Below are 12,256 nucleotides of genomic sequence, written 5' to 3' on the forward strand. Positions count from 1 at the left end.
AATCAATAATAACGAAACCCCTTATTCATTAATATTTGTTAGATTTGATTTTTTAGTACTTAAACTAACTGTTAATGAAAAAGCTTTTACTTGCCTTAATAGTATTCTTTTCTACTTTTTCTTTTGCTCAAAAACTACAATCCCCTTCTAACTTTTTAGGCTATAAAATTGGTTCCCATTTTTCAAGGCATCATCAAGTAATAGATTATTTTAAACATGTTTCTACAGCTGCAGCTTCTAATGTAAAATTAGTAGAGTATGGTAAAACTAACGAAAAAAGACCCTTAGTTTTAGCATACATATCTTCTAAAGAAAATATTGAAAATTTAGATAACATACGTTTAGAACATTTAAAAAACACAACTGGAAGTGGCGCCAATAATAAAGCTATTGTTTGGTTAAGTTACAATGTTCATGGAAACGAAAGTGTTGGAACAGAGGCTGCAATGCAAACCATATACGAACTACTTACCTCCAAAAAAACTTACTTAGAAAATACCATAATTATTTTGGACCCTTGTGTTAACCCAGATGGAAGGGATAGGTATGTAAATTGGTATAACCAATATAAAAATAAAGACATAACCATAGACCCTAATAGTAAAGAACACCATGAAGAATGGTGGAACGGCAGAAGCAACCATTATATGTTCGATTTAAATAGAGACTGGGCTTGGTTAACACAAGTTGAAAGCATAAAGCGACTAAAGTTTTACAATAAATGGCTACCGCATATACATGTAGATTTTCATGAACAAGGCGTGGATAGTCCTTATTATTTTGCTCCTGCTGCAGAACCTTATCATGAAGCCATTACAAAATTTCAAAGAGACTTTCAGACCACCATTGGAAAAAACCACGCAAAATATTTTAACAAAAATGGATGGCTATATTTTACAAAAGAAGTTTTTGACTTATTGTATCCTAGCTATGGAGATACCTACCCTACCTACAACGGTAGTATTGGAATGACCTACGAACAAGGTGGCAGCGGAAGAGCTGGCTTAGCTATAAAAACATACGCTGGAGACATATTAACGTTACAAGATCGTTATAGCCATCATTTAACTACAGGAATATCTACTATTGAGGTTGCATCAAAAAACGGAAAAAAACTTAATGAAGAATTTAAGAAGTTTTATGAAACTAAAAATTACAAATACAATAGCTATGTTTTAAATGGCTCAGAAGATAAAATTACAGCCCTAACTAAATTATTAGACCAACACCAAATACAATACCAACAAGGGCAAAATGCAAATTTAAAGGGATACCTTTTTAATACCAGTAAAACAGGGACTTTTAAAAGTACCACTAGTAGTTTAGTAGTATCTACAAAGCAACCTAAAAGTACACTAGTTAAAGTTTTGTTTGAGCCAAAAACAAAATTAACCGACTCTTTAACGTATGATATTACTGCATGGTCTTTACCTTATGCGTATGGTCTAAATGGTGTAGCAACCACTGCTATAGCCCCAAGTAAAACTTATGAAAAAAACAACTTAAAAACCAATTCTCTAGACCCCAATGCATACGCCTACATTACAGATTGGAACAGTATAAAAGATGCAAAATTTTTAGCTGCAGTTTTACAAGAAAAAATTAAAGTTAGGTATAGTAAAACTCCTTTTAAGATGGAAGGAAAAACGTATAATCGTGGAAGTTTAATAATTACCAAATTAGACAACTCTAATCATAAGAGTTTTGCAGATGAGCTTGAAAAAATTGCTAATGCCCATGAAAAAAAACTTTTTGCTACAAAAACTGGTTTTGTAGATTCTGGAAAAGATTTTGGGTCTAACTCGGTGCAAATAATTTCTGATACTAAAGTTGCTATTCTTTCTGGAAAACCAACTTCTACCTTACGTTTTGGTGAAATTTGGCACTTTTTTGAAGAACAAATTAATTACCCTATATCTGTTCTGGATGCCAATTATTTTGACACGGTTAATTTATCTAATTACAATATATTAATTTTACCTAGCGGCTCTAATTATTCTTCCTTCATGACTAGTAAAAGAGTAATTGCAATACACAACTGGGTAGAAAATGGTGGCAACCTTATTGTAATGGGAAAAGCTTTGCAAAGTTTTATTAACAAACAGGATTTTAAAATAAAGAAAAAGGTAATAGAACAAGACAGTATAAAAAACCCTAAATCTTACGAAAGAAATGAAAGAGAACAAATTAAAAATGCAATTACCGGAGCTATTTTTAAAACAGAAGTAGACCCAACCCACCCACTTTCTTATGGCTACAGCAACACTTATTTTACTCTTAAATTAGGCAGTGATGCTTACGAATTTTTAGAAAAAGGAAACGCTGTATATTTAGAAGAACAAAACTCAAAACCTGTATCTGGATTTGCGGGTAGTAATGCTCAGAAAAAAGTACAAAACACGCTAATTTATGGTACACAATCCTTAAAAAAGGGAAATGTAACATATATGGTAGACAACCCTTTATTTAGGGGCTTTTGGGAAAATGGAAAACTATTTTTTGCAAATGCAATCTTTATGGTGAACTAAAAAAATAATAAGTCCGCCTTTTATTCTCTAATAAAGTTTGATTGCTCTACTGGCTCGCCATACAAATCAAAATCGGCAGCTTCATTTACTTTTATATCTACAAATTCACCATGTTTAATATAGTATTTTGTAGCATCAATAAGTACTTCATTATCTACATCTGGAGAATCAAACTCTGTTCTACCAATAAAATAATTCCCTTCTTTACGGTCTATAATACAACGAAAAGTTTCTCCTATTTTCTGTTGGTTTAACTCCCATGAAATTTGAGATTGTATTTCCATAATTTGGTTTGCACGATCTTGCTTTACATCCTCAGGAACATTATCTTCTAAAGTATAAGCATGTGTATTTTCTTCATGGCTATAAGTAAAACAACCCAAACGCTCAAAACGCATTTCTTCTACCCAATTTTTAAGCTCTAAAAAGTCTTCTTCTGTCTCTCCCGGGTATCCAACAATTAGTGTTGTTCTTATAGTCATATTTGGTACCGCTGCTCTAAAATCTTTAATTAACTGCGTTGTTTTAGCATGTGTAGTTCCTCTACGCATACTTTTTAAAACAGAATCTGATATATGCTGTAATGGAATATCTAAATAATTACAAACCTTAGGCTCCTCATTCATTACATCTAATACATCCATAGGAAAACCAGTTGGGAATGCATAATGTAAACGAATCCACTCTATTCCTTCAACCTTTACCAACGCTTTTAATAACTCTGCTAAGTTTCTCTTCTTATATAAATCTAATCCATAATACGTAAGATCTTGAGCTATTAAAACTAATTCTTTTACACCTTTTGCAGCTAACTTTTCTGCCTCTACCACTAAATCTTCAATAGGAGTACTTTTATGCTTTCCTCTCATTATTGGAATAGCACAAAAAGAACAAGGACGATCACAACCCTCTGCAATCTTTAAATAAGCATAATTTTTTGGCGTTGTAGTTAATCGTTCCCCTATTAACTCATGCTTATAATCTGCTTCTAGAGCTTTTAATAAACTAGGCAACTCACTTGTTCCAAAAAACTCATCTACGTTTGGAATTTCTTTTTGTAAGTCTGGCTTATATCTTTCACTTAAACACCCAGTAACAAAAACTTTATCTACATCCCCAGCATTTTTCTTTTCTACATATTCTAAAATAGTATTTACACTCTCTTCTTTTGCATTTGCAATAAAACCACAAGTATTAATAACTACAATGTTACCCTCTTCTTCATGGACTACCTCTTTATCATTAGCACGAAGTTGCCCCATTAACACCTCAGAGTCGTATACATTTTTAGAGCAACCTAAAGTTACTACATTGATTTTGTTCTTTTTAAGTGATTTTGTTCTCATAACTGTAAAATAGTGCGCAAAAATACAATAAGCATAACGAACAATATTGTTTTCATACGATTTCTTACCCAAAAACGTTAAACCTATACCATTTACACCTGTCTAAGATTAAATAAAAACGATTTAAATAGATGAAAAAACACTTCAGAATCTTTATTATAATCATTAGTCTATTAATAATATCTTGTTCAAAAGACAATGATAATAAAACAGAAGACAGCATAATTCCTAGCGGAATATATTTTCCAGAAATAGGTAGTACTACATGGGAAACTATTACTCCTGAACAATTAAATTGGAAGGAAGAAAATTTACCAGATTTATATGATTATTTAAAAACTAAAAATTCGAAGGGTTTTATTATTCTTAAAAATGGTAGGATTGTTGTTGAAAAATATTTTAATGGGCATTCTGAAAATGAGGAATGGAACTGGTATTCTGCTGGAAAAACATTAGTCTCTAGTACTATTGGCATTGCACAGGAAGAAGGTTTTTTATCTATTACCAACAAATCTTCTGATTATTTAGGAGCTAATTGGTCATCTTTAACTAAAGAAAAGCAAGATTTAATAACCGTTAAAGACCACCTTAGCATGTCTACTGGTTTAAATGATTATGTGGGACAAACTCTAAAATGGATTTGCACTTCTCCTTCTTGTTTTGATTATGAAGCAGATGCCGGAACTAGATGGGCATACCACCAGGGTGCATTTACAAAATTAAAAGATATTGTAACCAATGCTACGGGTATAAATTTTAACACCTACTTCTATTCTAAAATAAGAGATAAAATAGGCATGACTGGCTCTTGGAACGAACAAACCTTACTAACTCTTTACTCTAGTAACACCAGAACTATGGCACGTTGGGGGCTATTAATTGAAAACAAAGGTGTTTGGGACTCCGAAACCATTATTAGCAAAAGTTATTATGATGCAATGGTAAATACTTCTCAAGACCTAAATAAATCTTATGGTTATTTATGGTGGCTTAATGGGAAGGAAAGCTATATGGGTACTACCTCGCAAATTGTAAAACAAGGATCGTTAGTACCTAGTGCTCCGGAAGATATGTTTGCTGCTTTAGGTGCAGATGACCAAAAAATATATGTTATTCCAAGCCAAGATTTAGTTGTTGTACGATGTGGAGATAGCGCAGAAGAAATGCAATTAGGCCCTTCTAGTTTTGACAATGAATTATGGCTTAAAATTAATGCTGTTATTGAGTAGTTTGCTGTTGGTAAAAAAAATTATATTAAGAAAGCCCTTTAAAATAGCATTATTTTAAAGGGCTTTTATAGTATTCTTTTAGGAAAGCTACTTTAAATTAAAGAAGGAATCTACAAATTCAAATTTATTAAAAACTTGCAAATCCTCTATTCCTTCCCCAACTCCAATATATTTTACTGGAATTTTAAATTGATCCGATATACCTATAACAACACCACCTTTTGCAGTACCATCTAATTTTGTGATTGCTAAAGAAGTAACCTCTGTTGCTTTTGTAAACTGCTTAGCTTGTTCAAAAGCATTTTGCCCAGTAGAACCATCTAAAACCAAAAGTACTTCATTAGGAGTGTTGGCTACAACTTTTTGCATAACACGCTTTACTTTAGTTAACTCATTCATTAAGTTCACCTTATTATGCAAACGCCCAGCAGTATCTATAATTACAACATCTGCATCTTGCGTTACTGCAGAACTTAAGGTGTCAAAAGCTACAGAAGCAGGATCACTTCCCATATCTTGCCTTACAATTGGCACATCTACCCTATCTGCCCAAACCTGCAACTGGTCTATCGCTGCTGCTCTAAACGTATCTGCTGCTCCTAAAACAACTTTTAAACCTTGTTTTTTAAATTGATGCGCTAGTTTTCCAATAGTAGTAGTTTTACCTGCCCCATTAACTCCTACAACCATGATTACATATGGCTTTTTATCTTTTGGAATACTATATTCTGTTTCTTCTCCTAAGTGAGTTTCTGATAATAGTCCTGCAATTTCTTCTCTTAAAATTACATTTAATTCGTCTGTACCTAAATATTTGTCTTTAGAAACACGAGCTTCTATTCTATCAATTATTTTTAATGTAGTATCTACCCCTACATCCGAAGAAACTAAAACTTCTTCTAAATTATCTAAAACATCATCATCTACTTTAGATTTACCAGCAACTGCTTTTCCTAATTTAGAAAAAAAAGTAGTTTTACTCTTTTCTAACCCTTTATCTAGGGTTTCTTTCTTTTTAGAAGAAAATATTTTTTTAAATAAACTCATATCTTACCTATAGTTACTCAAATATAAAAAATTAAAAAGCCTCTTTCATAAGAAAGAGGCTTTAAAAAATAATTTAAGTTAGTTAGTTACTTTTTTGCAATCCATTCGTTCACCAATTCTGGTGCCATAACAGATTCTACAAAAGTATATGCTCCTGTCTTAGGTGACTTTACCATTTTAATGGCTTTAGTCAATCTCTTAGAACTTGTTTGTAAACTTGCTACCGTCTTCTTTGCCATGACTTACTATTTTATTTCTTTATGAACTGTCATTCTCTTAAGGATAGGGTTGAATTTTTTAATTTCCATCCTTTCCGGAGTATTCTTCTTGTTCTTTGTTGTTATGTATCTAGATGTACCTGGTTGTCCAGATTCTTTATGCTCTGTACACTCCAATATAACCTGAATTCTATTGCCTTTTTTTGCCATTTTTGTTGAATTTTAGGATTACTTAACTAATCCATTAGCTTTGGCGTCTTTTAAAACAGCCGAAATACCTTTTTTGTTGATAATTTTCAACGCTTTAGCGGAAACCTTTAAGGTTACCCAACGATCTTCTTCAGGAATGTAAAATCTTTTCTTGGAAAGGTTTACATTAAATCTTCTTCTGGTCTTATTAATTGAGAACGATACGTTGTTCCCAAACATAGCCCTTTTTCCAGTAATTTCACAAACTTTTGACATTGCGCAGAATTTTTCTTTTAAACAGGGTGCAAATTTATATCTTTTTTATGGTACTGGCAAACTTCTTTTTCAGAAATTTAAAATTTCTTTTTGTAGCATCTCAAAAGCCTTATTTACAGACTTCTCTACCACCCTTTCTCGTTGAGCTCCCATCATAAATTCTTCACAAACCACTTCTTTGGGTGTAGCAATGGCTATAAAAACAGTTCCTACCTCCGCATTAGAATCCCCTTTAGTAGGCCCAGCATTTCCTGTTGTTGCAATTGCAAAATCTGAATTAAACATTTTTTTTGCAGCTAAAGCCATTTCTTTTGCCACCGCTTCGCTAACTACAGAATGTTTTTCTATTACCTCTTTAGGCACCTGTAAAACATTTTCTTTTGCTTCTGTAGCATAACTAACAACACTTCCTTTAAAATAGGAAGATGCTCCTGGTACAGAGGTTACTACATTAGCTATTTTTCCTCCTGTAAAACTTTCCGCTGTTGCTAAAGACCTTTTTTTATTTGTTAATAATGATGCTACAACCATTTCTACACTTTCTTCATCTTCCATCCCATAAACAACATCATTAATTAAACGATTAAGCTTTGCACACTCCTTATCTATAGCATCTATTAACTCTTGTTTATTTTCTCCTTTTGCACTTAAACGCAAACGAACCTTACCTAAACTTGGAAGATATGCTAACTTAACAAAGTCTGGCAAATTAACTTCCCAATCTTCTAACCTCTCTGCTAAAGCACTTTCTCCTATACCGTAAGTAACAATTGTTTTATGCATTATATACGGACACTCAAATTGCTCAATTATCCTAGGCACAACTTGGGTGCTTATAAGATTTTTCATCTCAAAAGGCACCCCAGGAAGAGAAACAAAAACAGTTCCCTCATGTACCATCCACATTCCTGGTGCTGTTCCAAAATCATTTTGTAGCACCTCTGCTTTAGATGGTACTAATGCTTGGTTTTTATTAATTTGACTAAGTGGTTTATCTTTATAATATTTAGCAAATAACCCTTCTACATGCTTTAAAACTTGTTTATTCTCTACAAGGGTATCTTCTAAAAATTCACACAAAGTATGTTTTGTAATATCATCTTTTGTTGGCCCTAAACCCCCAGTTATTATTACAATTTTTGCTCTACTTTTTGCTTCTTTAAGAGCGTTAAGAATATGCTCTTTATCATCTTGTATAGATGTTATCTGGTATACCGATACTCCAATTTTATTAAGCTCTTTAGCAATAAAAACAGAGTTAGTATCTACTATTTGTCCAATGAGAATTTCATCACCAATAGTAATTATTTCTGCATTCATTAAAGATTAAAATCTTTTTTAAGTTCAGAAACTACCTGTGTTACATCGGTTTTAAGTATTGGAAATACTTTTTTTATTTCTTCCATATTAGCTTCATTTTTACCAAGAGTTTCTATTTCTAATGCAGCAGCTCTTGTTTGTTCCATTCCTAATAAATCTACATTAGGTTTTATTTTATGCGCTAATTGGTAAACTTGTTCATAATTCATCTCTGTTAAAGCTTTTTCTAAAGCTTCTAAATCTACTGGGACTTCTTCTAAAAAAACAGAAATTACAGAAACAATAAATTCCTCATCACCTTCTGCCATTTCATTTATTTTATCTAAACTGTATATCATTATTATTATTTAATTTTTAAAGAAAAAAGTTCTTTACCTTCAATTGCTCCTGTAAGATAATCATTTGGCTCTACTTTACCAACACCCGCAGGTGTACCCGTAAAAATTATATCTCCTTTTTTTAACATAAAATATTGAGACACATAAGCTATTAGTTCGTCTATTTTCCACAACATTAAACTTGTATTTCCTTTCTGGACTATCTCCTTATTCTTTTGCAATTCAAAATTTATTGCATTTATATCCTTAAAAGTATTTATTGGAAGCCAATTACCAACAACAGCTGCACCATCAAAACCTTTCGCTTTTTCCCAAGGCAGTCCCTTTTCTTTTAATTTAGACTGCAAATCTCTTGCTGTAAAGTCTATTCCTAAACCAATTTCATCGTAATATTTGTGTGCAAATTTCTGTTGAATATGTTTTCCTACTTTTTTTATTTTCACTAGTACTTCTACTTCATAATGCACATCGTTAGAAAATTCTGGAATATAAAAATCTTGTTCCTTAGGTAAAACTGCAGAGTCTGGTTTAATAAAAACTACTGGATCTTCTGGTCTTTCATTTTTGAGTTCCTCTATATGTGCTGTATAATTACGACCAATACATATTATTTTCATAATAATTATTCTTTAGAAACCTTAAGACTAATAGCTGGGATAAAATTCTTAGACTTGTCTTTAGATTTTACAGTGAAATCTGTCCAATCTCCCATTCCATATACCATTGCCTTATAATTCTGATTCTTATTATACACTCCTCCAAAGGTTGGAGCAAAACGATCTTCTACAATTTTCTTATTAGTTAATGGATGAATTGTAGTTGTAGTATACCAATTATAAGGCACAAACAACCATTCTAAACCAACATAAACACCTTCTTTAGGCACTTTTATATTTAATGCTTTTAAATCTATAGAAACATAATCTTTATCTGTTCGCGTTTCCAAGACAATACTTTTTCTTAATAAATCTATACTTGGCTTTTTGGTCTTACTATCCACACCATATATTCGTATTCTAAATTTAGAACTTGGTCTTTTAAAGTTTTTATTTTTTTGAAAAAATACAGTTACCTTATTTACAAATTTCTTTTGCGCTCCAATATTTGGAAAATACAAAGCCAATACCCAAGGAGTTGATGAAGATGAGAACCCGCTTGTTAAACTGTAACTACTTACCGGATTTAAAACATCTGAGTTACCTAAGGATTGTGTAACAACCACCTCATCTAACTCAAAAGACTCTTCTACTAAATGAAACTTTTTTGTTTTATGAATATCATTTGCTACCACAATTGTGTCCTTATATCCCAAGGAGGATATATGTAATTGTTTTTCTAAATATGGCTTAGGAACATCTATATAAAAGTGACCATCATCATCTGTAGAGGTTCCCTTTAAGGTATTTAAGAAACTAAGGTTTACATATGGAATAGGCTCTTTTGTTTTATGATCATAAACATGACCTTCAAATAAAACCTCCTGAGCTTGCAACTGAAAAACAGCAAACAAAAAAAATATATATCGCATTTGTTAACCTAACTTATTATTTAACTTACTAAGTTTAATTTGCGTAAGAACCTTTTTAGTATACAATGGAAAGTCTGCATTTAAAATCCAACCAAAATAACCAGGCTCTTTTTCCAGAACATCATGTACTTTTTTTCCTTTGTGCTTTCCAAAGGAGAAAATTTCTTCTCCGTTTTCGTCTAAAGCAATAAAACCTGCAAAATCTACAGATTGCTTTCTTCTTGAAAATTCTGACAGTTTTTTTATATTATTCTCTAATTCTGGATACCTATCTAATTGAGACAATAATACCTCGTAAGTAGCATTTGTATCTGCTGCTGCACTGTGGGCATCCGTTAAATTTTTATCACAATAAAATTTATACGCTGCTTCTAAAGTTCTTTTTTCCATTTTATGAAAAATGGTTTGCACATCTACAGAAACTGTGTTTTTCATATCAAAATCTATATCGGCACGTAGTAATTCTTCTGCCAATAAAGGAATATCAAAACGGTCGGAATTAAACCCACCCAAATCACTATCCTTTATCATATTATAAATTTCTTTGGAAAGTTCTTTAAATGTAGGTTCATTAGCAACTTGTTCATTAGTTATACCATGCACCTCTACTACATTAGCAGGAATAGTCATTTCTGGATTAACTAACCAAGTTTTACTTTCTTTATTTCCGTTTGGAAAAATTTTAAGGATTGCAATTTCTACTATTCTATCTTTTGCAACATTTACTCCTGTTGTTTCTAAATCGAAAAAACAAATAGGCCTTGTTAGCTTTAACTCCATGGTTTTGTTTAAAATTTTAACAAAGATACGTGTTAGAAAGATTAAGCAAAATGGAAACCTATAATTAATTACAATTTAAAAATCCCTATTTATATCCCAAGCCTCTAAATAATCTGCAACAGCCTTTACAAACATGCTTCCCAACGCACCGTTAACCACTCTATGGTCATAGCTATGCGATAAATACATTTTACTACGTATACCTATGTAATCTCCTTCTGAAGTTTCTATAACAGATGGTATTTTACGTATTGCACCCAATGCCAAAATACCAACTTGAGGCTGGTTTATAATTGGTGTTCCAAAAACACTACCAAAAGTCCCTACGTTTGTTACAGTGTACGTACCATCTTGAACCTCATCTGGCTTTAAAGCATTATTCCTAGAACGTACTGCAAGATCATTTACAACCTTTGCCATACCAACTAAATTTAATTGGTCTGCATTTTTAATTACTGGCACAATTAAATTACCATCTGGCAAAGCAGCTGCCATACCTATATTAATATTTTTCTTTTTTATAACAGTATCGCCTTGAATAGAAATATTCATTAAAGGATATTTTTTAAGAGCTTTTGCTACTGCCTCTAAGAATATTGGTGTAAAGGTTAATTTTTCTCCTTCTTGTTCTTCAAAAGCTTTTTTAACATTATTACGCCAGTTTACAAGGTTTGTAACATCTACCTCTATAAAACTTTGAACATGTGCAGATGTAGAAACACTATCTACCATATGCTTAGCTATAAGTTTTCCCATTCTAGACATTTCTATAACCTCATGCCCACTAGAGCTTTCTATTTTATTAGTTTCTGCTGCTTTATTAGTTTCTGCTGCCGCTGGTTTAACAACATTCACTAGTGGTTTAGAAACAGGAATAGACTCCGTACTTTTCGAAACTTTTTCTAAAACAACTTCGGGAGCTTTATTTTTAGTTTTTCTAGAAGCTACATAGTTAATTATATCATTTTTAGAAACCCTTCCTTCTTTACCTGTTCCAGGAATTGCATCTAATTCTTCAATGGTAACTCCCTCTTGTTTAGCTATATTTTTTACTAGTGGAGAATAAAAGCGATCTGTAGAGCTTTGCCCTAGTACTGGTGCTTGCACAGAATCTTTAGCAATCACAATAGTTTCTTCTATTTCTTGTACAGATGCTTCTATTTGTTCTTCGGCTTCTTCTTTTATAAAAACCTCTTCAGGAGCATCACCATCCGTACTAATTATTGCAACTGTTTGTCCTACCTTAACAACATCATCTACATTAAAAAGTTTCTCTACTAAAATCCCATCTACCTCACTCGGCACTTCAGAATCTACTTTATCTGTAGCTATTTCAAAAACAGCTTCATCCATTTCAATTTCATCTCCTACCTCTTTTAACCAAGTTGTTAATGTTGCCTCCGCAACACTCTCTCCCATTTTCGGTAACTTTAATTCAAACTTTGCCATATTCCTAT

General features: G+C 32.2%; 13 protein-coding genes. 2 read left to right on the forward strand and 11 right to left on the reverse strand.

The window, feature by feature from the left end; translation table 11 throughout:
* Positions 1-74: 74 nt before the first annotated feature.
* A complete protein-coding gene (locus Q0820_RS09310) occupies positions 75-2,528 on the forward strand; it encodes a M14 metallopeptidase family protein (RefSeq protein ID WP_298487225.1) in 2,454 nt (817 codons plus the stop codon).
* Between the two features lie 20 nt (positions 2,529-2,548).
* On the opposite strand, the gene rimO is transcribed toward Q0820_RS09310, so the two are convergent.
* The gene (gene rimO, locus Q0820_RS09315) at positions 2,549-3,874 is read right to left on the reverse strand and encodes a 30S ribosomal protein S12 methylthiotransferase RimO (protein ID WP_298480950.1); all 1,326 of its coding nucleotides are present in this window, start codon (positions 3,872-3,874) and stop codon (positions 2,549-2,551) included.
* A 131-nt stretch (positions 3,875-4,005) separates the two neighbouring features.
* On the opposite strand from rimO, the gene Q0820_RS09320 reads away from it, so the two are divergent.
* On the forward strand, positions 4,006-5,103 hold the full coding sequence (locus Q0820_RS09320; protein WP_298487227.1) for a serine hydrolase: 1,098 nt from the start codon (positions 4,006-4,008) through the stop codon (positions 5,101-5,103).
* A gap of 87 nt (positions 5,104-5,190) precedes the next feature.
* Here Q0820_RS09320 and ftsY read toward each other — a convergent pair whose 3' ends face one another.
* From ftsY to Q0820_RS09370, 10 genes are all read right to left on the reverse strand, one after another.
* Positions 5,191-6,150, reverse strand: a complete 960-nt coding sequence (gene ftsY / locus Q0820_RS09325; RefSeq protein WP_298487229.1) for a signal recognition particle-docking protein FtsY — start codon at positions 6,148-6,150, stop codon at positions 5,191-5,193.
* Between the two features lie 86 nt (positions 6,151-6,236).
* Positions 6,237-6,389, reverse strand: a complete 153-nt coding sequence (locus Q0820_RS09330) for a DUF4295 domain-containing protein (protein ID WP_121069344.1) — start codon at positions 6,387-6,389, stop codon at positions 6,237-6,239.
* Positions 6,390-6,395: 6 nt separating this feature from the next.
* Entirely contained in the window at positions 6,396-6,578 is a 183-nt protein-coding gene (gene rpmG, locus Q0820_RS09335) for a 50S ribosomal protein L33 (RefSeq protein ID WP_099574372.1), read from the reverse strand.
* 18 nt (positions 6,579-6,596) lie between these two features.
* The gene (rpmB, locus tag Q0820_RS09340; RefSeq protein ID WP_121069345.1) at positions 6,597-6,833 is read right to left on the reverse strand and encodes a 50S ribosomal protein L28; all 237 of its coding nucleotides are present in this window, start codon (positions 6,831-6,833) and stop codon (positions 6,597-6,599) included.
* A gap of 69 nt (positions 6,834-6,902) precedes the next feature.
* Complete coding sequence (locus tag Q0820_RS09345; RefSeq protein WP_298487233.1) at positions 6,903-8,153, reverse strand: competence/damage-inducible protein A; 1,251 nt, start codon at positions 8,151-8,153, stop codon at positions 6,903-6,905.
* Complete coding sequence (locus tag Q0820_RS09350) at positions 8,153-8,491, reverse strand: Hpt domain-containing protein (protein WP_298487235.1); 339 nt, start codon at positions 8,489-8,491, stop codon at positions 8,153-8,155. Before Q0820_RS09350 ends, Q0820_RS09345 begins: the two co-directional genes overlap by 1 nt.
* 5 nt (positions 8,492-8,496) lie before the next feature.
* Complete coding sequence (locus Q0820_RS09355; protein ID WP_298487237.1) at positions 8,497-9,108, reverse strand: fumarylacetoacetate hydrolase family protein; 612 nt, start codon at positions 9,106-9,108, stop codon at positions 8,497-8,499.
* 5 nt (positions 9,109-9,113) lie between these two features.
* Positions 9,114-10,019: a carboxypeptidase-like regulatory domain-containing protein gene (locus tag Q0820_RS09360; protein WP_298487238.1), complete on the reverse strand. Its 906-nt coding sequence runs from the start codon at positions 10,017-10,019 to the stop codon at positions 9,114-9,116.
* A 3-nt stretch (positions 10,020-10,022) separates the two neighbouring features.
* A complete protein-coding gene (locus tag Q0820_RS09365; protein WP_298487240.1) occupies positions 10,023-10,799 on the reverse strand; it encodes a 3'-5' exonuclease in 777 nt (258 codons plus the stop codon).
* A gap of 75 nt (positions 10,800-10,874) precedes the next feature.
* Positions 10,875-12,248 (reverse strand): dihydrolipoamide acetyltransferase family protein, encoded by a 1,374-nt coding sequence (locus tag Q0820_RS09370; protein WP_298487242.1) that lies wholly within the window; start codon positions 12,246-12,248, stop codon positions 10,875-10,877.
* Between the last annotated feature and the right edge of the window lie 8 nt (positions 12,249-12,256).

It is taken from the genome of uncultured Maribacter sp. (assembly GCF_947495965.1).
Lineage (GTDB): Bacteria > Bacteroidota > Bacteroidia > Flavobacteriales > Flavobacteriaceae > Maribacter_B.